The 24,037-nt window shown below is 62.2% G+C and carries 22 protein-coding genes; 4 read left to right on the top strand and 18 right to left on the bottom strand.

Features of this window, described 5'->3' with window-relative positions; genetic code table 11:
* Positions 1-3: 3 nt before the first annotated feature.
* The 12 genes from HFO71_RS18915 to HFO71_RS18860 form a co-directional block, all read right to left on the bottom strand.
* Positions 4-1,137, bottom strand: a complete 1,134-nt coding sequence (locus HFO71_RS18915) for a hemolysin family protein (protein ID WP_072639865.1) — start codon at positions 1,135-1,137, stop codon at positions 4-6.
* A complete protein-coding gene (gene ybeY, locus HFO71_RS18910; protein WP_017958697.1) occupies positions 1,134-1,649 on the bottom strand; it encodes an rRNA maturation RNase YbeY in 516 nt (171 codons plus the stop codon). Before ybeY ends, HFO71_RS18915 begins: the two co-directional genes overlap by 4 nt.
* Complete coding sequence (locus HFO71_RS18905) at positions 1,649-2,698, bottom strand: PhoH family protein (protein ID WP_025392894.1); 1,050 nt, start codon at positions 2,696-2,698, stop codon at positions 1,649-1,651. The genes ybeY and HFO71_RS18905 overlap by 1 nt, the downstream gene beginning before the upstream one ends.
* Before the next feature lie 18 nt (positions 2,699-2,716).
* A complete protein-coding gene (gene miaB, locus HFO71_RS18900; RefSeq protein ID WP_221988264.1) occupies positions 2,717-4,126 on the bottom strand; it encodes a tRNA (N6-isopentenyl adenosine(37)-C2)-methylthiotransferase MiaB in 1,410 nt (469 codons plus the stop codon).
* A gap of 96 nt (positions 4,127-4,222) precedes the next feature.
* Positions 4,223-5,020 carry a lyso-ornithine lipid O-acyltransferase gene (gene olsA, locus HFO71_RS18895; protein ID WP_221988263.1) on the bottom strand — a complete coding sequence of 266 codons (798 nt, stop codon included), beginning with the start codon at positions 5,018-5,020 and terminating at the stop codon, positions 4,223-4,225.
* Positions 5,021-5,047: 27 nt separating this feature from the next.
* The gene (locus HFO71_RS18890) at positions 5,048-5,476 is read right to left on the bottom strand and encodes a Fur family transcriptional regulator (protein WP_003544875.1); all 429 of its coding nucleotides are present in this window, start codon (positions 5,474-5,476) and stop codon (positions 5,048-5,050) included.
* 83 nt (positions 5,477-5,559) lie between these two features.
* Positions 5,560-6,060 (bottom strand): GNAT family N-acetyltransferase, encoded by a 501-nt coding sequence (locus HFO71_RS18885; RefSeq protein ID WP_206116856.1) that lies wholly within the window; start codon positions 6,058-6,060, stop codon positions 5,560-5,562.
* The gene (gene tsaB, locus HFO71_RS18880) at positions 6,057-6,719 is read right to left on the bottom strand and encodes a tRNA (adenosine(37)-N6)-threonylcarbamoyltransferase complex dimerization subunit type 1 TsaB (RefSeq protein WP_221988262.1); all 663 of its coding nucleotides are present in this window, start codon (positions 6,717-6,719) and stop codon (positions 6,057-6,059) included. Before tsaB ends, HFO71_RS18885 begins: the two co-directional genes overlap by 4 nt.
* An 88-nt stretch (positions 6,720-6,807) precedes the next feature.
* On the bottom strand, positions 6,808-7,374 hold the full coding sequence (locus HFO71_RS18875; RefSeq protein WP_012755783.1) for a NifU family protein: 567 nt from the start codon (positions 7,372-7,374) through the stop codon (positions 6,808-6,810).
* A 218-nt stretch (positions 7,375-7,592) separates the two neighbouring features.
* Complete coding sequence (locus HFO71_RS18870; protein WP_003544884.1) at positions 7,593-8,084, bottom strand: universal stress protein; 492 nt, start codon at positions 8,082-8,084, stop codon at positions 7,593-7,595.
* A gap of 107 nt (positions 8,085-8,191) precedes the next feature.
* Positions 8,192-9,256: a tryptophan--tRNA ligase gene (trpS, locus tag HFO71_RS18865; protein ID WP_221988261.1), complete on the bottom strand. Its 1,065-nt coding sequence runs from the start codon at positions 9,254-9,256 to the stop codon at positions 8,192-8,194.
* Between the two features lie 130 nt (positions 9,257-9,386).
* The gene (locus tag HFO71_RS18860; protein WP_025392899.1) at positions 9,387-9,785 is read right to left on the bottom strand and encodes a VOC family protein; all 399 of its coding nucleotides are present in this window, start codon (positions 9,783-9,785) and stop codon (positions 9,387-9,389) included.
* Positions 9,786-9,973: 188 nt separating this feature from the next.
* Here HFO71_RS18860 and HFO71_RS18855 point away from each other — a divergent pair, with 188 nt between their 5' ends.
* Positions 9,974-10,402 (top strand): YcbK family protein, encoded by a 429-nt coding sequence (locus tag HFO71_RS18855; protein WP_025392900.1) that lies wholly within the window; start codon positions 9,974-9,976, stop codon positions 10,400-10,402.
* Between the two features lie 82 nt (positions 10,403-10,484).
* On the opposite strand, the gene HFO71_RS18850 is transcribed toward HFO71_RS18855, so the two are convergent.
* Positions 10,485-11,078 (bottom strand): TetR/AcrR family transcriptional regulator, encoded by a 594-nt coding sequence (locus tag HFO71_RS18850; protein ID WP_221940754.1) that lies wholly within the window; start codon positions 11,076-11,078, stop codon positions 10,485-10,487.
* 108 nt (positions 11,079-11,186) lie between these two features.
* Here HFO71_RS18850 and HFO71_RS18845 point away from each other — a divergent pair, with 108 nt between their 5' ends.
* Both HFO71_RS18845 and HFO71_RS18840 read left to right on the top strand, forming a co-directional pair.
* On the top strand, positions 11,187-12,269 hold the full coding sequence (locus tag HFO71_RS18845) for an SDR family oxidoreductase (RefSeq protein WP_077977367.1): 1,083 nt from the start codon (positions 11,187-11,189) through the stop codon (positions 12,267-12,269).
* A gap of 165 nt (positions 12,270-12,434) precedes the next feature.
* Positions 12,435-12,839 (top strand): nuclear transport factor 2 family protein, encoded by a 405-nt coding sequence (locus tag HFO71_RS18840; protein WP_221956159.1) that lies wholly within the window; start codon positions 12,435-12,437, stop codon positions 12,837-12,839.
* A gap of 20 nt (positions 12,840-12,859) precedes the next feature.
* On the opposite strand, the gene murJ is transcribed toward HFO71_RS18840, so the two are convergent.
* The 4 genes from murJ to mutS form a co-directional block, all read right to left on the bottom strand.
* Entirely contained in the window at positions 12,860-14,440 is a 1,581-nt protein-coding gene (gene murJ / locus HFO71_RS18835) for a murein biosynthesis integral membrane protein MurJ (protein WP_221988259.1), read from the bottom strand.
* Between the two features lie 24 nt (positions 14,441-14,464).
* Positions 14,465-17,371 (bottom strand): [protein-PII] uridylyltransferase, encoded by a 2,907-nt coding sequence (locus tag HFO71_RS18830; RefSeq protein WP_221988258.1) that lies wholly within the window; start codon positions 17,369-17,371, stop codon positions 14,465-14,467.
* Between the two features lie 135 nt (positions 17,372-17,506).
* On the bottom strand, positions 17,507-17,782 hold the full coding sequence (locus tag HFO71_RS18825) for a hypothetical protein (RefSeq protein ID WP_017958713.1): 276 nt from the start codon (positions 17,780-17,782) through the stop codon (positions 17,507-17,509).
* A 12-nt stretch (positions 17,783-17,794) separates the two neighbouring features.
* On the bottom strand, positions 17,795-20,521 hold the full coding sequence (gene mutS / locus HFO71_RS18820) for a DNA mismatch repair protein MutS (protein ID WP_077977371.1): 2,727 nt from the start codon (positions 20,519-20,521) through the stop codon (positions 17,795-17,797).
* 113 nt (positions 20,522-20,634) lie between these two features.
* Here mutS and HFO71_RS18815 point away from each other — a divergent pair, with 113 nt between their 5' ends.
* Positions 20,635-22,917 carry an NADP-dependent malic enzyme gene (locus tag HFO71_RS18815; protein WP_077977372.1) on the top strand — a complete coding sequence of 761 codons (2,283 nt, stop codon included), beginning with the start codon at positions 20,635-20,637 and terminating at the stop codon, positions 22,915-22,917.
* A 142-nt stretch (positions 22,918-23,059) separates the two neighbouring features.
* Here HFO71_RS18815 and olsB read toward each other — a convergent pair whose 3' ends face one another.
* Positions 23,060-23,938 (bottom strand): l-ornithine N(alpha)-acyltransferase, encoded by an 879-nt coding sequence (gene olsB / locus HFO71_RS18810; RefSeq protein WP_077977373.1) that lies wholly within the window; start codon positions 23,936-23,938, stop codon positions 23,060-23,062.
* Positions 23,939-24,037 lie beyond the last annotated feature (99 nt).

Below are 24,037 nucleotides of genomic sequence, written 5' to 3'. Positions count from 1 at the left end.
CTGTCAGTTGGCGGTCGATTCCGCCGGCCGGTCGTCGCCGGCCTCTGAGCCGCCATCCGCCTTGGCGCGGCGGCGGATCGCGTGGCGCTTGCGGGTGATGCGCAGCCGCTTGATGCGGCGCGGATCGGCGTCGAGGATGTGGAATTCGAAGCCCGGCAGCGCCTGGACGACCTCGCCGCGCACCGGGATGCGGCCGAGTGCCGAGAAAATCAGGCCGCCCAGCGTATCGACCTCGTCGACCTGCTCGCTGATGTCGAAATCCGGCCCGATCGCTTGGGCGATCTCTTCCAGCTCGACGCGGGCGTCGGCGATGAACATGTCCTCGGCGACGCGCTTGAACATCACCTCCTCGTCGTCATGTTCGTCGTCGATGTCGCCGACCACCATTTCGACGATGTCTTCATGCGAGGCAAGCCCGTCGGTGCCGCCATATTCGTCGATGACGAGCGCCATTTGCGTGCGGTTCACCTGCATCCGGCGCAACAGGTCGGACGCCAGCATCGACGGCGGCACGAACAGGATCTTGCGGATGATGCCGGCCTCGGCCAGCGTCTTTTGCAGGTCGACGCGGGCGAGATCGAAATTCGGCTTGGCCGAACGCGTGGTCTTCTGGATGTTTTCGGGCGCGACCTCGATCGCCGGCACGGCAACGGACGGCTTCGCCGAGGCGCGGCGCTTGTTGCGCGCCTGCTTGGCGACATAGGAGAGCAGGTCGCGGATATGCACCATGCCGCGCGGATCGTCGAGCGTATCGGCATAGACAGGCATGCGTGAGCGGCCGGATTCCTCGAAGAGGATCATCAGCTCGCCGATGGTGATGTTCTGGTCGACCGCCTCGATATCGGCGCGCGGCACCATCACGTCGGCGACGCGCACCTCGCGAAAGCGCAGGATGTTGTTGAGCATCGCCCGTTCGTCGGGCGAAAAGGCGTCGTCGCCGGCTGCATCTGTCATAAGCGCGTCGGCGAGATCCTCGCGCAATCGCGAGCCCTGCTGCGGGCGAAGGATGCGCGCGGCGCGCGACCAGAAGGATTGCGATCGGCCGGATGGCCGACTACTACTGCCTGCCTCGTCCGAAGAGGAGGATGGCTCGGAGTCCTTGGCGTCTGCCGCCGGCTTCGTCGTAAAGTCGCTCATGGTTCCATTTTAAGGTCTTGACCCTCGTAGGGATCAGATAGGCCGAGCTGCGCCAAAATGCGAGTCTCCAACCCCTCCATAATTTCGGCTTCGGCACTATTCATATGGTCGTAGCCGAGAAGATGCAAGAAACCGTGCACCAGAAGATGGGTCAGGTGGTCGTCGAAACTCTTTTCGAGCTCGGCCGCTTCCCGCTCCAGCGTCTCCCGGGCGATGATGATGTCCCCGAGCATCGGGCCGGGCATCTTGCCGGGCTGAACCGGAAAGGCCGGAAAGGAGAGCACGTTGGTCGCCTTGTCCTTGCCGCGCCATTCGGCGTTGATGTCCTGGATCGAGGCATCGTCGGTAAAAACAAGCGAAACCTCGGGCGGCATCGTCGGGAAAGGCTGCTTCTCGCTGTCGCGTAGATAGATCGTGGCGGCGCCGAGCACACGTTCGCAAAACGACAGCAGCGTCTCCTCGCCGGGCCAGCCGATATCCTCGACGCTGATCTGGATGTCGAGTTCAGCCATTAGCCCTGCCGGCTGACGTCTTCGGCGACGGCATAGGTGGAATCATAGGCCCTGACGATGCGCCCGACCAGCGGGTGGCGGACGACGTCGGTATCCGTGAAGCGCACGATCGAGATGCCCTCGACGCCGTTCAGAAGCTGCAGGGCCTCGACGAGGCCGGATTTGACGCCGCGCGGCAGATCGATCTGGCTCGGGTCGCCGGTGACGATCATGCGCGCATTTTCGCCGAGACGCGTCAGGAACATCTTCATCTGCATCGACGTGGTGTTCTGCGCTTCGTCGAGGATGATGGCGGCATTGGCGAGCGTGCGGCCGCGCATGAAGGCGAGCGGCGCGATTTCGATGACGCCGGCGGTGATCGCCCGGTCGACCTTGTCGGCAGGGATCATGTCGTAGAGCGCATCATAGAGCGGGCGAAGATAGGGATCGACCTTTTCCTTCATATCCCCGGGCAGGAAGCCGAGGCGCTCGCCGGCCTCGACGGCCGGGCGCGACAGGATGATCTTTTCGACCGCGCCGCGCTCCAGCAGCTGGGCGGCATGGGCGACGGCGAGATAGGTCTTGCCGGTGCCGGCCGGGCCGACGCCGAAGACAAGCTCGGCGCGTTCCAGTGCCCTGATATAGGCGTCCTGCATCGGCGTGCGGGCGATGATCGTCTTCTTGCGCGTGGAAACCTGCGCCATCGTCAGCTTGGCCTTGCGCTCCATGGTCGGCAGGCTGAGCTGATCGTCGGCGGCGACCGCCATGCGGATTGCACCCTCGACGTCGGATCTTTCCACGCTGCCGCCTTTCTGAAGTTTTTCATAGAGATAGTCGAGCGTGCGCCGCGCCTGATTGGTGGTCACGATATCGCCTGTGATGACGACCGAATTGCCGCGTGCCCGCGCATCGATGTTCAGCCGTTGCTCGAGCAGCTTGAGGTTTTGGTCGAATTGACCAAAGAGCTCGCTGGCGAACCGGTTGTTCTCGAACGTCAGGACGAAGTGATTGGTATCGCTCGGCGTGCGGGGGTGGCGCGGTGAAGAAGAAACCAATTCTTGTCCGTTCAAGCGGTCGGGCTCCTTGGGTTAGACCGCAGCCTCTGCGCGTTCGGCAAACAGGCTGTTTGTTCCGGTCCCTGTGATTCGCACTTTAATAATGTCACCGATTTGCGATGCTTTTGCATCAACATTCACCGATTGAAGCCAGGGAGAACGTCCGATTAGTTGTTCCGGCATGCGACCGGGCTTTTCAAGCAACAGGTCGATCTCTTTGCCGATGCAGGATTCGGCAAATTCCTGCTGCTGCTTCAGGAGAAGCATTTGCAGGCGTTCCAGCCGTTCTGCCTTGATCTCTTCCGGCACCTGGTCCTTCAGCTCCGCGCCGGGCGTGCCCGGCCGTGTCGAGTATTTGAACGAGAAGGCCTGTGCATAACGAACCTCCTCCACAAGCCTGAGTGTATCCTCAAAATCCTTGTCTGTCTCCCCCGGAAAGCCGGTGATGAAATCGCCCGACAAGGCGATATCCGGCCGCACGGTGCGGATGCGCTCGATCAGCGCCAAATATTCGGCCGCCGTGTGGCGCCGGTTCATCGCTTTCAGGATGCGATCCGAGCCCGATTGCACCGGCAGGTGCAGATAAGGCATCAGGGCCCTGAGGTCCCGATGGGCGTTGATCAGCCGGTCATCCATGTCGCGTGGATGGCTGGTGGTGTAGCGCAGCCGCGCAAGACCGGGGATCTCGGCAAGGCGATAGAGCAGGTCGCCGAGGCTCCATGCCTCGCCTTGGCTCCCGGCGCCGTGCCAGGCATTGACGTTCTGCCCGAGCAGGGTGATCTCGCGCACCCCGCTGTCGGCGAGCTTTTCGGCTTCCTCGACGATCTGGGAAACCGGCCGCGACGCTTCCGAGCCGCGCGTATAGGGCACGACGCAGAAGGTGCAGAACTTGTCGCAGCCCTCCTGCACCGTCAGGAAGGCGGTGACGCCGCGGGCTCGGATCCTTCGGCTCTCGGCGATCGGCAAATGCTCGAACTTGTCCTCGATCGCATATTCCGTATCGACGACGCGCTGGCCCTGTTTGGCCCGGCGCAGCGCCTCCGGCAGACGATGATAGGTCTGCGGGCCGATGACGACGTCGACGGCGGGTGCGCGGCGCAGGATCTCTTCGCCTTCGGCCTGGGCGACGCAGCCGGCAACGCCGATCATCATCTCCCGGCCGTCCGCCGCCTTCTTCTTTTTCATATCGCGCAGCCGTCCGAGCGCCGAATAGACCTTCTCGGCCGCCTTTTCGCGGATATGGCAGGTATTGAGGAGAACGAGGTCCGCCTCTTCCATATCTTCCGTCGGCTCATAGCCGTCGCGGGCGAGCGCATCGCTCATGCGCATGGAATCGTAGACGTTCATCTGGCAGCCATAGGTCTTGATGAAGACCTTGCGGCTGTTGCTGCCATCGCGGGGTGTCGATTCCGGGGCCTGGAGAAGGGCGCTGTCCTGTGTCATGGCGCGCTATTTAGTGGTTTTTGCCGCCGGAGAAAATCGAAATCTTGTTCTAGGGCCTTTCCTGGTCAGATTGCTGCAATTTGACCAGGAAAGGCCCTAGGAGATTTCCCGCCCGCGCAGGCGGCTGTTCAGGAGGTTGCGGATGCGCAGGGCGATCGTCGCGCTCACCTCCTTGCGGCTGGTCTCGGCGCGGTAATCCACCGCCTCGCCGAAGGAAACTTCGGCGTCGATGGCGCCGCAGCGGACGATATCGATGAGATGCGGCAGCAGCTCGATATCACCCGGCCAGGCGGCGAGCGGCCGATGATAGCGCCCCATGGCGATGCCGTGCACCCGGGTATAGGCAACCGCCACCGGCTGCACCACGACCGTTCCCGTCGGCGAATAAGGCACGGCCATCGCGGCAGCGCCGAACAGCGAGGACTTGACCTCCAGCAGCCGGTTGCCGTCCGAGGTCGTGCCTTCGGGGAAGAGCACGACGATCTCGCCGTCGGCCATGCGCCCGGCGATCTCGTTTGCCTGATGGCCGGTCTTGCGCCGCTCCTCGCGCACCACGAAGACGCTCTTCTGCAGCTTGGCGAGCGTGCCGAACATCGGCCAGTCGCGCACCTCGATCTTGGCGATGAAGACGACGTCGGCAACGGCCGACAGCACCATGATATCCAGCCAGGAGGAATGGTTGGAACAGAGCATCAGCGGCCGGCGATCTTCCAGGTTGCCCATGACGCGGACGCGGATGCCGAGGCAATAGCAGACGAGCCGGTGCCAGGCGCGCGGAAGCCGGCGGCGCAGCCGCCAGTCGAACCGCAGCGCCAGGACCTGCAGCGGCATGAGCACGATGCTGACGGCAAGGATGACGACCGCGGCGAAGGCGATGCGCAGCCAGGCGATCAAATGCTGGTCTCCCGGGCTGCCATTGCTTCAGAGATCTTCTTTCTTCAGCGGAACGCCGTAGAGCTCCAGCCGGTGGTCGACCAGCCGGAAGCCGTGCTCGCGGGCGATGCGCTCCTGCAGCGCCTCGATCTCCGGCGAGCGGAATTCGATGACCGTGCCGGTCTTCAGGTCGATGAGATGGTCGTGATGTTCTTCCGGCACCGTTTCGTAGCGCGAGCGCCCGTCGCGGAAGTCGTGGCGGGCGATAATGCCGGCATCCTCGAACAGTTTCACGGTGCGATAGACGGTCGAGATCGAGATCTTCGCATCAACTTTCACCGAGCGGCGGTAGAGTTCTTCGACGTCGGGATGGTCTTCCGAATCTTCCAGGATGCGCGCGATCACGCGGCGCTGCTCGGTCATGCGCATGCCGCGTTCGGTGCAAAGCTCCTCAAGGGTCTTGGCTACATCAGTCATCGCCGGCCTATAGAGATATTCGTGTTTCGACAACGCCGCTGGGGCATTTGCGCCGGCCTGCATGTTATCTCGCTGCCAGGGAACTACCGAAGAACGCGCTTCATGACAAGCGCCGTGGAGAGGGCGCCGTTTTCTTGTCTGTAGTAACCCTGACGTTCGCCGACCTTTTCGAAGCCGAGCTTGCGGTAGAGGCCAAGCGCTGCCGTATTGCCGTTGTCGACCTCGAGAAACATGCTCTCGCCGCCGCGCGACCGCGCTTCCCGCATCGCCGCCTGCATCAGTCGCCAGCCAAGTCCGGCACGGGAGACCTTCGCCTGCACGGCAATCGTCAGGATCTCCGCCTCGCCGGCGACATGGCGGGCGAGAATGAACCCCGGAAGCGGCTTTTTCAGGATGGCATTGGTCTGGCGCGCGACGAAGCCGAAGACGGTATCCTGCATCAGCAGCCCGTGAAATTCACCGTCGCCCCAGGGCCGGGCGAACCGCTCGCCGTGCAGGGCGGCAACATCGCGGCAATCCTCGCGCTCCATGGCGATGATCTCGAATTCCGGTTTCAGCGTCAGATAGCTTTCCAGCATCGTCATACTCGTCGCGCAATCGCGTACCCGGCCTGCGGCTTGGCATCGGGTCCGCGCAGATAAAGGGGCTTCGGCTTTCCGGCATCGGGGGAGGCGGCAGCGCCCAGGCGCGCCACGACGGAGATCGGGAACCTGTTGGTGTGATCGCCGAAGGCGTCGGCCTTGAGGAGCGGCGTCGCCGAACCGGTAATCTCGCCGTCAAAACCGGCGGCAAAAACCTGCGCTTCCGCAACGCTGACTGCCCGTGGCGCGTCGAGGGGCGAACCGTCGGCGGCGAAGGACTGGAGATAGATTTCGTCCCGCTTGGCATCCATCGCCGCCAGCACGGCGCGATGAGGCGTCTTGTCGCGCTGGGCTGATGCCATGACTTCGAGCGTGGTGACGCCGACGGCCGGCACATTGAGGGAAAGCGCAAAACCGCGGGCTGCGGCAACGCCGACGCGGATACCGGTAAAGGAGCCGGGACCGATGGTGACGGCAAGGCGGTCGACATCCGAAAGGGCCAGTCCCGCCTGATCGAGTGCGCGATCGACGATACCAATCAGATGTTCAGCATGCCCCTTGCCGATCATGTCCGATGCCTCCCCCAGCACCGTATCCCTGCCGCTGTCATAGACGGCGGCAGCGCAGTCCACACCTGCCGTGTCGAGCGCCAGAATGATCATGCCATCAATTTCCGAATAAACCAGTGTCGCCTATCGATAAACCCGTTCGGCCGAACCTGAGATGAACGGCTGGACGAATTCAGGATTTTTAAGCGGCAATCACTTCCTGCACTTCCGGAACGAAATGGCGCAGCAGGTTCTGGACGCCGTGCTTCAGCGTTGCCGTCGAAGACGGGCAGCCGGCGCAGGAACCCTTCATGTTCAGATAGACCTTGCCATCCTTGAAGCCGCGGAAGGTGATGTCGCCGCCATCCTGGGCAACGGCCGGGCGTACGCGGGTCTCCAGAAGCTCCTTGATGGTCAGCACGATCGATTCATCGCCTTCGTCGAAGAATTCGTCGCCGGCATCGGCGTCTTCGGAAAGGATGGAGGCATCGCCCATGACCGGCTTGCCGGACATGAAGTGCTCCATGATCGAGCCTAATATAGCCGGCTTAAGATGCTGCCAGTCGGCATTATCCTTGGAGACGGAAATGAAATCATAGCCGAAATAGACGCCGGTGACGCCGGATATTTCGAACAGGCGGGCAGCGAGCGGCGAAGCTTGAGCCTCCTCAGTGCTGCGGAACTCTGCCGTGCCGTTTTCCATCACCACCTTGCCCGGCAGGAACTTCTGCGTGGCGGGGTTCGGCGTGGCTTCGGTCTGAATGAACATCTGATTCTCCATGCGGCCGGCCCGTGGTCTCGGCCGTCTTTAGAATTCTTCAAAAGAAGATAAGCCGATTGATGGCTCTAATCAAGAGACTTGTACTCAAGAAATGCCAGAACAGGATGATTTTAGGCCCGTTAGCATAAAATCTGAATCCTGTTCTACATTATATAGTTAGAGCATGATGTCGTCCGAAAACCGCTTATACTTTTCGGCATCATGCTCTAGCAAAGGGCATCGATTTCCTCGTTGGTCAGCGTATCCGGCAGCACGGTGACCGGGATCGGAAACGCCGCCGCGCGACCGGCAACCGAGGAAACCAGCGGCCCTGGACCTTCCTTCGCCGAACCGGCGGCCAGAACCAGGATCGCTACATCGCGGTCTTCCTCGATCACGGCGTTGATCTGTTCGGCAGCGCCGCCCTCGCGGATGACGACCTCGGGCTCGATGCCGATGGTCTCGCGCACGATCTGGGCGATCTTGGCAACCACCGCCTCGGCCTCCTCACGCGCTTCGGCCCGCATGATCTCTTCGACGCCGAGCCATTGCTGGAAATCCCCGTCGGGGATCACATAGAGCAGCACCAGCCCGCCATTGGAATTCTTCGCGCGCCGGCCGGCATAATGAACGGCGCGTTGGCATTCGGGTGTACCGTCGATCACTGCCATGAATTTGCGGCGGTGACCTTCGAGCCGTGAGAGTCGCTTCGATACCATGGCGCGGACTCTGACACCCGAAGCGGAAAATATGCAAGTCCAGTTTTTGCCGTGATGCCCCAGAAGAAATCCTCTTCTACCGCGACAGGGAGAAGAGGAGATCTATCTCAATAGAGGAAGCCGATGATGTCGCGCACCTGGCGCATGGTCACCTCAGCGCGTGCCCTTGCGCGTTCGCCGCCCTTGCGCAGGATCGCGTCGATATGGCTGGTATCGTCCATCAGCCGGCGCATTTCGCCGGTGATCGGCGCGAGCACGTTGATTGCCAGGTCGACCAGCGCCGGCTTGAAGACGGAGAATTGCTGACCGCCGAATTCGGCGAGCACGTCTGCCTTCGACTTGTCGGCGAGTGCGGCATAGATCGCCACCAGATTGTCGGCTTCCGGACGGCCCTGCAGCCCGTCGATCTCGCTCGGCAAACCGTCCGGATCGGTCTTGGCCTTGCGGATCTTCTTCGAGATCGCGTCCTCATCGTCCATCAGGTTGATGCGCGAGAGATCGGAGGGGTCCGACTTCGACATTTTCTTGGTGCCGTCGCGCAGCGACATGACGCGCGGCGCCGGCCCGCCGATCAACGGCTCGACCATCGGGAAATAGGCATGCACCGGCTCGTTGCCGACGGTGATGTCGACGCCGTAGCCGGTCCTGCTGATATGCTCGGCATAGTCGAGGTTGAACTTCATCGCGATGTCGCGGGCAAGCTCCAGATGCTGCTTCTGGTCCTCACCAACAGGCACATGGGTGGCGCGATAGACGAGAATGTCGGCGGCCATCAGGCTCGGATAGGCGTAGAGCCCGAGCGAGGCCTGCTCGCGGTCCTTGCCGGCCTTGTCCTTGAACTGCGTCATCCGGTTCATCCAACCGATGCGGGCGACGCAGTTGAAGATCCAGGCGAGTTCGGCATGCTGCGGCACGGCCGACTGATTGAAGACGATATGTTTTTCCGGATCGATGCCGGCGGCGATGAAGGCGGCGGCGATCGAGCGCGTCTGGCTCGGCATGTCCTCATGCACGAGCTGGGCGGTGAGCGCATGCATGTCGACGACGCAGTAGATGCAGTCATTGCCTTCCTGCAGCGCCACGAACCGGCGGATCGCGCCGAGATAATTGCCGAGATGCAGATTGCCGGTCGGCTGCACGCCGGAGAATACGAGTTTCTTGAATTCGTTCATGTCGTCCTCAATAGGCTGGTGGAGGGCCCACGCTGTCACAGTTTAAATTGCTGCAGAATGCAGCAGGCCTTTTCGCCCATGTTGTTAACGCCGCGGCTTATGCACGGGCAACCGGTCGCAATCAAGGGGTTCAGGCGGCAGTGTGCTGGATCAGATCGAAAGTGTTGCCGTAGGGATCCGCAAACACCGCCACCGTGCCGTAAACCTCATGACGCGGCTCTTCCAGAAAGCGCACGCCGACTGCCAGCATCGCGGCATGGTCGCGGGCGAAATCGTCGGTCTTCAGAAAGAAGCCGACACGGCCGCCGGTCTGATTGCCAATGGCCGCGCGCTGCGTCTCGTCTGCCGCCTGCGCCAGCAGAAAGGCGGCTCCATCCCCACCCCTTGGCTTCACCACCACCCAGCGCTTGCCCTCCGGCTGTAGCTCGTCCTGCAGGCAGTCGAAACCGAGACCATCGCAGTAAAAAGCCTTGGCGCGGTCGTAATCGTCGACCACGAGGGTGACGAGAAAAAGAGACTGGATCGTCATGTGCTGCCTCGCGTTTGAGATGTTTATTCCAGTTGTGAGCGGCAATTCCCCGGCTTTTAAGCCGAATTGATCAGCCGCCTTACTCATAATTGAGTATAAAATTTCACAAAAAAGCTTTTTTTGAACCGAAAATCCTGCGCCTGGTGCCGGCGCCGTTGGGGTCGCTGGGATAGCCGATCGGAGCGACCATGCAGAACGCAATTTTGCTCGCCATGGCAGGCCTTTTCGCCCTACAATCAGCAACGGCTGCCGTCGGTCAAGACATGAAAAGGCATGCCATTCATCTTCCAAAACCTCAGGCACGTCTCGCCTACACGGTCCAGACCGTCAGCGTTCGTGCCAGCTGTTTTCCAGGGCGCCTGCGAGCGATCCTGTCGCATATCGCCGCGAAGACCGGGCGACGCCCGGTGATAACCTCTGGCCACAGGCCGCATCCCCGCCGCCATGGCTCCCTGCATGGAAAATGCCTGGCGGCCGATTTCAGGATGCCCGGCCTGTCGGAGCGCACGATCATTGCTGCCGCAAGAAGCGCGCCGGGCATCGGCGGCATCGGCAGCTATTGCAACGGCATCATTCATGTCGACGTCGGACCGCAGCGACGATGGGTGGATTGCTGAAGAATCATGCGGTCCGCCTTTTCCCATTCCGGTTTAAGGATCGCCGATTCAGGGGCGGCGAAAAGACCTGCCGCGACCAACTCTATTGGCCGCTCCGTGGCGTCACCGCCACCCGCAAGAGGCGCATGAATAGTTTTGTATCGTCATCGAGGCTGGAACCATTCCATTGCGCGTGTTTGATCCCATCCATTGCAGCCATCATGATATTGGCCAGTTGATGAGGCGAGGCCTGCAGTGGTTCGAGATCGATTTCCGTGGCTTCCGCAGCGGCATTCAGCGTCTGTGTCAGCATAGTCAATAGCCGTGTCCGCGCGTCGAGCGTGATATCCGCAGCCAAGGCCATATTGGCGGCAAACAGTTCTTCTGCATCGGAACTGCCGCCAAAAGGGGCGATTAACTCCCGCTGAAACACTGCTATGGCCATTTCCATGCGGTCAAACGCGTTCCCCTGTCCTGCCAGAGCCGCTCCCACCTCATCCAATGCGCGAGTATGCGCCCGCATCGAGCCGGCTCGGAAAAGCTCTTCCTTGCTGTTGAAACTCAGATAGAGCGATGCTCGCGAAATACCTGCGGCGCGCGCAATGTCGGCCATGGACGTCTTGCGAAAGCCGAAACGCACGAACACCGGCAGGGCGGCATCCAGGATTTGGGCGATTTTTCGATCAGTCTGCGTCATTTGGACAAACTGGCATTTTGTGACCATTCTGTCAAAAGACGAGTAGACAAATAATGTATACCTGTCTAAGTCGATGAAGGCGCATCGGTGCGCAGTCAGGAGATACCCATGAGTATCACGTCAGATAATTCTAATGGCGCCAACGTACTGGTGACCGGCATTGGCGGATTTCTCGCAGGCCACATTGCCTTGCAGTTGCTCAAGCAGGGGTATCGGGTCAGAGGAAGCCTGCGCAGCATCGGTACAAGCGCTGCGACGGTCGGTCTGCTTGGAGCGCACACTGACGGGCAACTGCAAAACCTCAGTCTGGTGCAGGCCGATCTTGATAGCGATGGCGGTTGGGCTGCGGCTGTCGAAGGATGCGACTATGTCATTCACACCGCATCGCCTTTCCCTCCGGGATATCCTGAAAATGAGAATGCACTGATCCAGACAGCCCGCGATGGTGCGTTGCGCGTGCTTCGCGAGGCGCATCGGGCACGGGTCAAACGTGTGGTTCTGACATCCTCTGTAGCTGCCACCAACCATGGCGACGGGCGGGCGCCCTTTACCGAAGAGAATTGGACCGACCCGGAAAGCCCGCGGGCGACGCCCTATTACAAATCCAAGACGCTGACTGAGCGGGCCGCCTGGGCCTTTGCTCATGAAGTCGGGCTCGATCTGGCCGTGATCAATCCAAGCACGATCCTCGGGCCGTTGCTCGGGCCGAATTTCGGGACGTCTGTTGGATTGATCCACCATTTGATGACGGGACGATTCAACGGTATCCCGCGCTTTGGCTTCTCCGTCGTGGATGTGCGCGATACCGCCGATGCCCACATTCGAGCGATGACCAATCCTGCTGCCAGCCGCCAACGGTTCATCATCGGTGGACGGTTTTTCTGGCTCAAGGACCTTGTGGCCATTCTTGCCCATTCCTTTCCCGACCATGCCTCCCGCCTGCCGTCAGGCGAAGTCTCTGACGAGATCGTCAGGGTCATGGCGCAATCCGACCCAGATGCACGAACCATTGTTCATGAGCTCAATCGCGACCTCAGTGTCAGTGCAGCAAAAGCCCACCGCGTCCTCGGGTGGCGCTCACGTCCAGATGAGCAATGCATCCGCGCCAGCGCCCAAAGCCTCATCGACTTGGGATTGGTGCCGACCTCGAATGGAGAACCGGCAACGCGACGGCCAGTGACTGCATCATAGCCGCCGCCTATGCCGAGAGAATTAACCGATCCTTGGAACAGGATGATTTCAGGCCGGTCGATCTTAGATAGAATCCTGTTATAAATCAAATTGTTAGAGCACGATGTCGTCCGAAAGCCGCCGAGGCTTTCGGCATCATGCTCCGGCTTCAATTGGAGAACGGACATGACAATCCCGACCGTCGACGCATCCCCATTGGCCAGAGAGGCCAACCTTCTTCGCGAAACGGAGCGCGCGAGGCTGCGTGCCCTGATCAACGCCGATATGGTTCGGGCACGACAGCTTCACGCTCCGGACTTCCAGCTGATAACGCCAATCGGTGCCGCGCTTTCAAAGGAAGAATATCTAGGTGCGATCGCCTCCGGGCAGATCAAATACCTGACCTGGCAGCCCGCTGACATTGCCGTGCGGCTTTATGACGGTGTCGCCGTTCTTCGGTATCGCGCTCAGCTGGAGGTCGTCTTCGGCGGCCACAAAGTCGCCCTCAACGACTACTGGCACACCGACACTTATGAGCGGCATGACGAACGATGGATAGTTGTCTGGTCGCAAGCCACAGCCATCAAGTAGCCAGAGTGGTACGACTGGCCTCACCCGTCCTTTGCCGGCGCCGGTTTGCGCTTCAGATTGCGTCGGATCATGCCGAGATTAGCCCCGCCGACCAGGAAAGCGGCGGCGAAATAGATCAGCATGGCGATTGCAATCAGCAGCCCGAGGGTGCCGATCTTGGTGAGAAGCGGCGCGCCGGAAGCAAGCCATGGCGCCCAATATTGCTTGAGGAAGACGATGGCCGCACCCATGACGGCCGCAGCGACGATCAGCAGGGCGGTGCGCTTTGCCAGCGCCCATTCCCATGTCAGGTGGCCACGGCGCAAAAGCGTGGCAAACAGCAGCACGGTGCTGATCCAGCCGGCCGTGGCTTCGGCAACGGCGATGCCGGGCGCGCCCATATAGGGAAAAAGAGTCAGCGCCGTAGCGCAATTGGTCGCGACCGCGATGGCCGAAAAACGCATCGGCGTCTTGGTGTCCTCGCGGGCATAGAAACCTGGCTGCAGCGCCTTGATCAGCACGAAGGCCGGCAGGCCGAAGCCGTAAATCGCCAGGATCGAGCCGACGACGGCGGTGTTTTCCTGATGGAAGGCACCGCGCTCGTAGAGCACGCGGATGATCTCGTCTGACAGGATCCAGAGCGCGAAAGCGGCGGGGATCGTCAGGAACAGCACGAATTCGATCGAGCGGTTCTGCAGGTTTCCGGCCTCGCGCAGGTTGCCGCCCTTCAGCGCCCGGGCAAGCTCCGGTAGCAGCACCACTCCGACGGCGACGCCGACGACGCCGAGCGGCAGCTGATAAATGCGGTCGGCATATTGCAGTGCTGCGATCGCGCCGTCGCGGGATGACGCAATCGCCTGGCCGATCAGCTGGTTGATCTGGGTGATGCCGCCGGTCACCGCCGCCGGCACCGCCAGGATCAGCAGCCGCTTGACATTCGCAGTCATCTTCGGGAAGCGGAAGCCGATGCTCATGCCGGCCGCAAGCACGCCGATATAGACGACGGCGAGCTGCAGGACGCCGGCGGCAAGAACGCCCCAGGAGAGGTACCACGCCGTCGCCAGCGGATCGGCGCCGGTATAGAGCGCATAAAACAGCGCCCCGATCATCACCACGTTGAGGAAGACGGGCGCGATGGCGGCCGCGAAGAAATGATGCAGCGAATTCAGCATGCCGCTCATCATTGCCGTCAGCGACATGCACATCAGATAGGGAAACATCACCGCCGCCATGCGGATCGTGATCGAGAATTTTTCGGGATCGTCGGCAAAGCCCGGCGCAATGACGAAGCGCACCAAGAGCGGCATGGCAAGCTCCATCACGATGGTGATGAGGAGCAGCACCGAAAACAGCACGCCGAACACTTCTTCGGAAAAGCGCTTGGCGCCATCCGTGCCGTTCGCCTCGATCTCCTTGGCAAAGAGCGGCACGAAGGCGGCGTTGAAGGCGCCCTCGGCAAACAGCCGGCGGAAGAGATTCGGAAAGCGGAAGGCGGCGTAAAAGACATCGGCCATCGGTCCGGTGCCGAGGGCAGCCGCCATCAGTGTTTCGCGGGCGAAGCCGAAGATGCGGCTGCCGAGGGTGGCGCCGCCGACGGTCGCGAATTTCTTGACGAGGCTCATGCGTTTGGGCTCATGCGTTTAGGCTCATATGGGGGAACCGGCCTTCTTGTCGGCGGCAGCCGGGGTCCGGGCGGTGGCGGCGGGTGCGATGATGCCGGAGGGCATGCGCTCGCGCAGCTCGTCTTCCTCCTCAGCCATGACGGCCTTCATCCGGGCGGTGATGTTGGCGCGCTTGCTGTCGCCTGATATTTTCTGGCCGACCAGATCGGTGACGTAGAAGGTGTCGATCACCTTCTCGCCGAATGTGGTGATGCGGGCCGATTGGATGTCGAGCGACAGATCGGAGAGCACGGCGGTGATCTCGGACAGCAATCCCGGCCGGTCGAGGCATTCGACTTCGATGACCGTGAACTTGTTCGACAGGCTGTTGGTGATGTTGACCGAAGGCGGAATGACGAAGGCCTTGCTCTTCTTGCGATTGCGTGCGCGTGTGGCGATAACCTCGGGCAGGCGCTTGCGGCCGGACAGCACGTCCTCGATCATCCGGCCGATCGTCGCGGCCCGGCGCAGCTCGTCGGCATCGTCGGTAAATTCGCGGCTGACATGGATCGTGTCGAGCGCCCGTCCGTCCGATGTCGTGAAGATCTGCGCGTCGACGATGTTGGCCCCGGCCGCGGCACAGGCGCCGGCAATGACGGCGAGCAGCCGCGGATGGTCGGGCGACAGCACGGTGATCTCGGTGATCGCGTGGAAACTGTCGGTACGCACCGTCGTGGCGAGCGCCTGACCCGCTCTATCCGCCTGGCGGATGAAATGGGCATGGCGGATCTGGTCTTCCAGCGGCACGGAGAGCAGATAGGGCTGGTAGTGCAGCTTGGTATAGATGTTGCGGTCCTTCTGGCTCCAGTCCGCGAGTGCGGCCCGCAGCGCGTCGGCGGCGGCATTGGCCCGCTCCTTGCGGGAGACCTCCGAAAAGCCGCCGGCGAGCAGCAGCTCGGTCTCATAATAGAGCGTGCGCAGCAACTGACCCTTCCAGCCGTTCCACACACCCGGACCGACGGCGCGGATATCGCAGATCGTCAGGATCAAGAGCATCTTCAGCCGGTCGAGAGACTGCACGCGGTCGGCGAAATCGGTGATTGTCTTGCGGTCGGTGAGGTCGCGGGTCTGCGCCACCATCGACATGGTCAGATGTTCTTCGATCAGCCAGACGACGATTTCCGTCTGCTTCTGCGACAGGCCGAAGCGGGCGCAGAGCTTGCGGGCGACGCGGGCCCCGGCGATCGAATGATCCTCCTGGCGGCCCTTGGCAATGTCGTGGAGGAGAACGGCGAGATAAAGCGCCTCGCGGTCTTCGATGCCAGGCATCAGCTTGTTGGCGAGCGGATGCAGGTCCTCGGCGCGCCCCTTGTCGATCTCGGAGAGAGTGTCGACGGTGCGGATCAGATGTTCGTCGACGGTATAGTGGTGATACATGTTGAATTGCATCATCGCGACGATCTTGCCGAAGTCGGGGATGAAACGGCCGAGCACGCCGGCCTCGTTCATCCGGCGCAGGATGAGCGCCGGGTCGCGTTTCGACGTCAGGATCGACAGGAACAGGCGGTTCGCCTCGTCGTTTTCCCGCAGGTCGTTGTCGATCAAGGCGAGGGAACGGGTGACGCGTTTCAGCGCGTCCGGGTGGAATTCCAGCCCATTGATGTCGGCGACGTGGAAGAGCCGAATGATGTTGACGGGATCGCGCTTGAAGACTTCGGGGTCGGCCAGCGCAATACGGCCGCGGTCTTCGACGAATTCGACGCTGCCGGCGATCTTGCGGTTGCGATGGGTGAAGCGGCTGATGACGCCGGTGAGGCCCGGGATCGACTTCGCCTGCTGGTCTTCAAGTGCGGCGCACAGGATGCGCGTGAGATCGCCGACATCCTTGGCGACGAGGAAATAGTGCTTCATGAAGCGCTCGACGGCCGAAAGGCCCGGGCGGGTGTGATAGCCGAAGGCTTCAGCGATCTCGCGCTGGATATCGAAGGACAGTCGCTCCTCGGCCTTGCCGGTCAGGAAGTGCATGTGGCAGCGCACCGCCCAGAGAAAATCGTCGGCTTTTTCAAGCAGGCGGTATTCGTGCTTGGACAGCACGCCGAGCTTGACCAGCTCCGCCTGGTCGCGCACGTGATAATAATATTTCGAGATCCAGAACAGCGTGTGCAGGTCGCGAAGCCCGCCCTTGCCTTCCTTGACGTTCGGTTCGACGAGATAACGCGTGTCGCCCGCCTTACGGTGGCGCTCGTCGCGCTCGGCCAGCTTGGCAGCGATGAATTCCGGCCCGGTGCCGGTGACGATCTCCTTGTCGAAGCGGGTCTCGAGCTCGGTTTCCAGCCGCTGCAGGCCGCAGATGTAGCGCATTTCCAGGATGGCGGTGCGGATCGTCATGTCGGACTTGGAAAGCGCAATGCATTCCTCCACCGTGCGGGTGGCGTGACCGACCTTGAAGCCCATGTCCCAGAGCACGTAGAGCATGAATTCGACCGCTTTGTGCGTCTCTTCCGCCGGCCTCGGCAGGAAGAGGAACAGCAGGTCGATATCCGAACCGGGCGCCAGCGTGTCGCGTCCGTAGCCGCCGACGGCGGTGACCGCGAACTTGTCCTTCTGCTGCGGAAAGATATGGGCGGTGGCGAAATTGTAGAGGACGGTGGTGATCTGATCCTGCAGCCAGGAAATCCGGTAGGCGCAATTGAGCCCGCCGCCATCGGCCATCAGTGCGGCGCGCGCCTTCTGCCGGCCTTCGATGCTCGCCTTCTTCAGCACCGCCAAAAGATCGGCGCGCAGGACGTCGGGCCGGTTCCGGTTGGCCTCGGCAACGGCGTCACACTGCTTCTGCAGGAGCTCGACGTCGAGGATATTGGAGAAATCGAGGTCGCGCATCGCTGTCGCCGGGGCGGTTTCCTGTTCATGCCGGACTGCCGGTTCACGGCCTGCCGCTTGTTTCGTCTGCATGCGCTATAGCCCCTTTGCCCGGCAATTGACACGGGCCTTCATACTGCAAGAACCTTTAAATTTGGCGAAATGGTGTTGCCAAGCGGCAAGAAGCGAGAGCGCTTTGATGCAAGGCGGGGACTGTTCCCGAAATGCTCAGGCTGCGGCCCGCGCATTCAGCAGATGCAGCACCTGCCGTGTCTCGCGCATGATCTCCTCGAGTGCCTGCCTGTCGCATTCGCGATAGCCGGCCTTGGCAATCGAGGTGCCGAGCTCTGAGATCACAGCGCAGCAGCGGGTGATTTTCAGCATGCCGATCGGCGACGTCCAGCCGCGGGCATTGCGGTCCTTATCGGCGCGCCGCATCGTATCGAGCATGGAGCAGATGAGCGAGAGGCGCTCGGTTTCGCGAACCAGTTTTTCCATGAACATGGCGCGCTACTCCTATTTCAGCTTCTTCTTGAGGTCGTAAAGCGCATCCATGGCCTCGCGCGGCGTCATGTCGTCAAGGCTCATCGCCTTCAGCGCCTCCTCAACCTTGGAAGGTCCGCGAGCCGTTTCCTCGCGGCGCACCGCCACCTGGAAGAGCGGCAGGTCGTCGATCAGCTGGCTCGCCGGGTTCTTACGGTCGGCATCTTCCAAGCGCGTCAGTACATCACGAGCCCGCGCCACGACCGAGGCCGGAAGCCCGGCAAGGCGGGCGACCTGGATGCCGTAGGAGCGGTCTGCCGCACCCGGCCCGACCTCGTGCAGGAAGATGACGTCGCCGTCCCATTCCTTGACGCGCATTGTCGCGTTCGATAGCCGGCCAAGCTTTTCCGAAAGCACGGTCAACTCGTGGAAATGCGTGGCGAAGAGGCCGCGGCAGCGATTGGCCTCATGCAGGTGCTCGACGGCGGCCCAGGCGATCGAAAGACCGTCGAAGGTGGCGGTGCCGCGGCCGATCTCGTCGAGAATGACGAGGGAACGGTCGCTCGCCTGGTTGAGGATCGCAGCCGTTTCCACCATCTCGACCATGAAGGTGGAGCGTCCGCGCGCCAGGTCGTCGGAGGCGCCGACACGCGAGAAAAGTCGGTCGACGATACCGATATGGGCTGATGTCGCCGGCACGAAGGAGCCCATTTGCGCCAGGATCGATATCAGCGCGTTCTGGCGCAGGAAGGTCGACTTGCCGCCCATGTTCGGGCCGGTCAGCAGCCAGATCGCCCCGTCCCGGTCGCCGGTCCTCGGCGACAGATCGCAATGATTGGCGACGAAGGGGCCGCCCGCCTGCCGCCGCAGCGCCTGCTCGACGACCGGATGGCGCCCGCCCTCGATGGCAAACATCTTCGAGCCGTCGACCTGCGGGCGGCAATAGGCCTGCTCCTCGGCGAGAAGCGCCAAGCCTGCGGCGACGTCGATGACGGCAAGCGCCCGGGCGCCCGCTTTGATCGCCTCGGCTTCGGCAACGACGGCCGCCGTCATCCTGTCGAAGGCTTCGAGCTCGATCGTCAGCGCCTGGTCGGCGGCATTGGCGATGCGGCTTTCGAGATCGGCAAGTTCGGTCGTGGTGAAGCGCATCGCGTTCGCCATCGTCTGGCGGTGGATGAAGCGGGCCTTCGCGTCGGCCGTCTCCGTCATCGGCGCGGCATTGCCGGCGGTGACTTCGATGAAATAACCAAGGACGTTGTTGTGCTTGATCTTCAGCGACCGGATGCCGGTCTCCTCGGCATATTGCAACTGCAGGCCGGCGATGACGCGACGCGACTGGTCGCGCAGGGCCCGGACCTCGTCGAGCTCGGAGTTGGCGCCGTCGCGCAGGAAGCCGCCATCGCGTTTCAACAGCGGCAATTCGTCGGCGAGCATCTCGGCAAGCAGCTTTTCCAGCGCCGCGGGAAGAGCCTGCAGCCCGGATAGCGCCTGGCCGAGCTCTTCGGGCAGCATCGCCTTGCCGAGCATCGCCGCAACTCCACCGGCCGCGTCAAGGCCCTGGCGGATCGCTGAGAGATCGCGCGGGCCGCCGCGGTCGAGCGCCAGGCGCGACAGGGCGCGCGGCATGTCGGGCACATGTTTCAGCGTGTCGCGCAGATTGCCGCAGAGCAGGGGTTCGTCGATCAGGAAGCCGATCGAATCGAGCCGCGCATTGATGCGGGCGGGGTCGGTCAGCGGCGACATCAGCCGCTCGGCAAGAAGCCTGGCGCCGCCGCCGGTGACGGTGCGGTCGATCGCCTTCAAGAGCGAACCGTTGCGATCGCCCGAAAGCGTGCGGGCAAGTTCGAGATTGGCGCGGGTGGCGGGATCGATGAACAGCGTCGAGGCCGCACTTTCCCGCTCCGGCTTTCCAAGCGGCGGACGCTCGGCAATCTGCGTTTTCTCGACATAGGCGACGGCTGCTGCTGCCGCCGCCAACTCGGCGCGCGAGAAGGTGCCGAAGCCGTCAAGCGTCGCGACGCCGAAATACCGCGCGATCCGGCCTTCGGCGCTGGCGCTGTCGAAGAGCACGGAAGGCTGCGGCACGGCTGTGCGGCCGAGCACGTCGAAGACCGGCTTGAGTTCGGGATCGTGGAAGATCGTGTCGGGCAGGATGAGTTCGCGTGGATCGATGCGCAGGATATCGGCAAGGAGGCGCGAGGCTTCGGTCTCGGCAAGCCGGAAGACGCCTGTGGAAATATCGATCCAGGCAAGCGCCAGCAAGGCCTCGCCGCTGGCGCGAATGCGGGTCAGCGCCATCAGATAGTTGGATTCCGAGGGCGAAAGCAGCTTTTCCTCGGTGATCGTGCCTGGAGTGACGAGGCGCACGACGTCACGCTTGACGACGGATTTCGCGCCGCGTTTCTTCGCTTCCGCCGGATCTTCGATCTGCTCGCAGACGGCGACGCGGAATCCGAGCGAAATCAGCTTCTGCAGATAATCGTCGGCTGCATGCACCGGAACGCCGCACATCGGAATATCCTGGCCCATGTGCTGGCCGCGCTTGGTCAGCGTGATACCGAGCGCGCGTGAGGCTTCCAGCGCATCCTCGAAGAACAGCTCGTAGAAGTCGCCCATGCGATAGAAGAGAAGCGAACCCGGATTGTTCGCCTTGATCTCGATATATTGCTCCATCATCGGCGTCGCCGAGGCACGGCTTTCCGCCGTGGCGAGCTCGGCCGCCGAAAAGGCTTCATTCCCTGTGTCTATTCGTGCGTTCACGGAGGTGCAGTTTTTCCCAAAAAAACAGGTGCCAACCCTATCCGCGCGCCGCTATAGATGACAACAGCATTTGAGGAAGAGCAAAGCGTCGCCCACAGGACGTTGGAGGATTTATGCCCGATATCGATAAGAAGGACCGGCCGGTGACCTCAGTTACCGACCAGGAGGCGCTCGATTTTCACGCAATGGGCCGGCCCGGCAAGCTGGAGATCAACCCGACCAAGCCGATGGCGACGCAACGCGACCTCTCGCTTGCCTATTCGCCGGGTGTTGCCGTGCCCGTGAAGGCAATCGCCGCCGATCCGCAGACAGCCTACGACTATACGGCGCGCGGCAACATGGTCGCCGTCATTTCCAACGGCACGGCGATCCTCGGCCTGGGCAATCTCGGCGCGCTGGCGTCCAAGCCGGTCATGGAAGGCAAGGCGGTGCTGTTCAAGCGCTTCGCCGATGTCGATTCCATCGACCTCGAGATCGATACGGAAAATGTCGACGAGTTCATCAACTGCGTGCGCTTCCTCGGTCCCTCCTTCGGCGGCATCAACCTCGAGGATATCAAGGCGCCGGATTGTTTCGTCATCGAAAGCCGGCTGCGCGAGCTGATGGACATCCCGGTGTTCCATGACGACCAGCATGGCACGGCGATCATCGCCGCCGCCGGCCTGATTAACGCGCTGGAGCTGACCGGCCGCGACCTGAAGACGACGAAACTCGTCTGCAACGGTGCGGGCGCTGCGGCGATCGCCTGCGTCGAACTCATCAAGGCAATGGGTTTTGCGCCTGACAACGTCATCCTCTGCGACACCAAGGGCGTCATCTACCAGGGCCGCACCGAGGGCATGAACCAGTGGAAATCGGCGCATGCGGCAATGACCGACACGCGCACGTTGGAAGAGGCGATGAAGGGCGCCGACGTCGTCTTCGGCCTGTCGCAGAAGGGCGCGTTTTCGGCCAAGATGATCCGCTCGATGGCGGAGCGGCCGATCATCTTCGCCATGGCCAATCCCGATCCCGAGATCACCCCGGAAGAGGTAGCCCGCATCCGCGACGACGCCATCATGGCGACCGGCCGTTCGGACTATCCGAACCAGGTCAACAACGTCCTCGGCTTTCCCTATATCTTCCGCGGCGCTCTCGATGTCCGCGCCTCCACAATCAACGACGCTATGAAGATCGCCGCCGTCAACGCGTTGGCAAATCTTGCCCGCGAGGACGTGCCTGATGACGTCGTTGCCGCCTATCAGGGCAACCGGCCGCGTTTCGGCTCGCAATATATCATCCCCGTTCCCTTCGATCCGCGCCTGATCTCGGCGATCCCGGTCGCGGTCGCGCAAGCCGCGATCGAAAGCGGCGTCGCCCGCAAGGTCATCACCGACATGGCCGGTTATGCCCGCGAGCTTTCGGCGCGCCGCGATCCGATCGCCTCGACGCTAGCCAGCCTTTACGAGCGCGTCCGCCGCCGTCCGAAGCGCATCGTCTTTGCCGAGGCCGAGGAAGAACAGGTCTTGCGTGCGGCCATGTCCTACGCCAACCAGCAGCTCGGCACCGCCATCCTGCTCGGCCGCGAGGACCTGATCCGGGCGACGGCGGAACGTGCCGGCATCGATCTCAACCGGCCGGGCCTCGAAATCGTCAATGCCCGGCTTTCGACCCGGGTCGAGGCCTATATCGACTATCTCTATGCCCGGCTGCAGCGGCACGGTTATCTCCACCGCGACGCCCAGCGACTGATCCATAACGACCGCAACCACTTCGCAGCCACCATGGTGGCGCTCGGCGATGCCGACGGCATGGTGACGGGGATCACCCGCAATTATTCGACGGCACTCGAGGATGTGCGCCGCTGCATCGACGAGAAGCCGGGCCACCGCGTCATCGGCGTGTCGCTGGCGCTTTGCCGCGGCCGCACGGTCTTTGTTGCCGATACCGCGGTGCACGACATGCCGACGGCCGAGGAGCTTGCCGATATCGCCGAAGAGGCCGCCGGTCTGGCGCGGCGCATGGGTTATTCGCCGCGGGTCGCCATGCTGGCCTATTCCACCTTCGGCCATCCCTCGGGCGAACGTTCCGAGCGGGTGCGCGAGGCGGTGAAGATCCTCGACAAGCGCCGCGTCGATTTCGAATATGACGGCGAGATGGCGGCCGACGTCGCTCTGAACCGCAAGGTGATGGAGCAATATCCCTTCTGCCGCCTTTCCGGCCCGGCCAACGTGCTCGTCATGCCGGCTTTCCACTCGGCCTCGATCTCGACCAAGATGCTGCAGGAGCTCGGGGGCTCCACGGTGATCGGCCCGATCCTCGTCGGTCTCGACAAGCCGGTGCAGATCACCTCGATGGGTGCCAAGGACAGCGACATCGTCAATATGGCTGCGATCGCCGCCTACGGGGCGGGCTAGTAGTCTTCTTCGCCTATAACAGAGATATGTGCCCGGCTAGCAGCGCGCCCGCCGGGCACATATTTTGAGACATGAGCCGGAGTTCAATTCGGTCTGGGGACCGTCAAGACCGACCCCTCAACGCTGCATCGTCTGAATTATCCTAACTGGCGAAGCGGCCGGCGTCGGCGCCGTAATAATTCAGATAACGGTCCGAAATGCTGGAGATCGGCAGCACGATCAGCACGTCGGTCGTGTTGAAGGCATGATCGACGACCGCGTCGGAGCCGACCATCGCACCGAGGCGCAGATAGCCCTTGATCAGCGGCGGCAGAGCCATCAGCGCCCGCTTCGGGTTGATAGCCTCGACCGGCATCAGGTCCATGTTGCGGGCCAGATGCGGCAAGGCGCCGACGGCCCATTCGTTCTTCGCCAGCACATTGTGGTAGAGGAAGGACAGCGCCAGCGCGTGGCTTTCGAGATAGACGCCGGGGAAAGACGCGCAGCCGAACATGGCGCTGACGCCGTGCTTCAGCGCGTAGGCCCAGTTGCCCTGCCACAGGAGCTCGACGGTGCGCTTGGTGCGGTATTCCGGCAGCACGCAGGAGCGGCCGAGCTCCATGAAGCGCTTGTCCGGATGTTTGGCGATGAGGCCTTCGATTTCGAATTCGGAAGCCGAGTAAAAACCGCCATTGGCGATGGCGACATCCTGACGCAGCAGACGGTATGTGCCCACGATCTGGTCTTCCGGGTCGCCCTCGATCGAGCGGTCGAGCACGAGAAGATGATCGCAGACAGCGTCATAGGCATCGACATCGCGCTGGCGGCGCATGGCGTCCAGCGGCAGCTGCGCCTTCATTTCGTCGACGAAAACGCGGTAACGCACGGCCTGGGCGGCATCGATCTCGCGTGCCGTGCGGGCAAGGCGGGTCTCCAGATTGCCGATGCGGCCGAGGATATCGCCGTCCTTCTGTACAGCAGCCGTCGAGGGCCGTGCAGCCTCCGCGGTGGTGTCACGATTCAGGATGTCGATGGCGGACATGACGATTCTCCCGTTACCGGCTTATCGACGCCATAAAACACTTCTCTACGACAGGAAAGTGACATTTTGAATTTCCAAGCGCAAGAAGCGTGCCGGTTT

Origin of the sequence: Rhizobium laguerreae (assembly GCF_019778565.1) — a bacterium.
In the GTDB taxonomy this organism is placed as follows: Bacteria; Pseudomonadota; Alphaproteobacteria; order Rhizobiales; family Rhizobiaceae; genus Rhizobium; species Rhizobium laguerreae.
This window is presented reverse-complemented; position numbering and strand designations above follow the sequence as displayed.

Coding starts and splice junctions, on each gene's coding strand:
- miaB (WP_221988264.1), bottom strand. CDS start 4,126: ATGACACAGGACAGCGCCCTTCTCCAGGCCCCGGAATCGACACCCCGC.
- HFO71_RS18845 (WP_077977367.1), top strand. CDS start 11,187: ATGAGTATCACGTCAGATAATTCTAATGGCGCCAACGTACTGGTGACC.
- HFO71_RS18815 (WP_077977372.1), top strand. CDS start 20,635: ATGCCCGATATCGATAAGAAGGACCGGCCGGTGACCTCAGTTACCGAC.
- HFO71_RS18830 (WP_221988258.1), bottom strand. CDS start 17,371: ATGCAGACGAAACAAGCGGCAGGCCGTGAACCGGCAGTCCGGCATGAA.
- HFO71_RS18840 (WP_221956159.1), top strand. CDS start 12,435: ATGACAATCCCGACCGTCGACGCATCCCCATTGGCCAGAGAGGCCAAC.
- HFO71_RS18860 (WP_025392899.1), bottom strand. CDS start 9,785: ATGACGATCCAGTCTCTTTTTCTCGTCACCCTCGTGGTCGACGATTAC.
- HFO71_RS18875 (WP_012755783.1), bottom strand. CDS start 7,374: ATGTTCATTCAGACCGAAGCCACGCCGAACCCCGCCACGCAGAAGTTC.
- trpS (WP_221988261.1), bottom strand. CDS start 9,256: ATGAACGAATTCAAGAAACTCGTATTCTCCGGCGTGCAGCCGACCGGC.
- HFO71_RS18890 (WP_003544875.1), bottom strand. CDS start 5,476: ATGACTGATGTAGCCAAGACCCTTGAGGAGCTTTGCACCGAACGCGGC.
- HFO71_RS18870 (WP_003544884.1), bottom strand. CDS start 8,084: ATGGTATCGAAGCGACTCTCACGGCTCGAAGGTCACCGCCGCAAATTC.
- murJ (WP_221988259.1), bottom strand. CDS start 14,440: ATGAGCCTCGTCAAGAAATTCGCGACCGTCGGCGGCGCCACCCTCGGC.
- olsB (WP_077977373.1), bottom strand. CDS start 23,938: ATGTCCGCCATCGACATCCTGAATCGTGACACCACCGCGGAGGCTGCA.
- HFO71_RS18825 (WP_017958713.1), bottom strand. CDS start 17,782: ATGTTCATGGAAAAACTGGTTCGCGAAACCGAGCGCCTCTCGCTCATC.
- tsaB (WP_221988262.1), bottom strand. CDS start 6,719: ATGATCATTCTGGCGCTCGACACGGCAGGTGTGGACTGCGCTGCCGCC.
- HFO71_RS18855 (WP_025392900.1), top strand. CDS start 9,974: ATGCAGAACGCAATTTTGCTCGCCATGGCAGGCCTTTTCGCCCTACAA.
- HFO71_RS18915 (WP_072639865.1), bottom strand. CDS start 1,137: ATGAGCGACTTTACGACGAAGCCGGCGGCAGACGCCAAGGACTCCGAG.
- ybeY (WP_017958697.1), bottom strand. CDS start 1,649: ATGGCTGAACTCGACATCCAGATCAGCGTCGAGGATATCGGCTGGCCC.
- HFO71_RS18850 (WP_221940754.1), bottom strand. CDS start 11,078: ATGACGCAGACTGATCGAAAAATCGCCCAAATCCTGGATGCCGCCCTG.
- HFO71_RS18885 (WP_206116856.1), bottom strand. CDS start 6,060: ATGACGATGCTGGAAAGCTATCTGACGCTGAAACCGGAATTCGAGATC.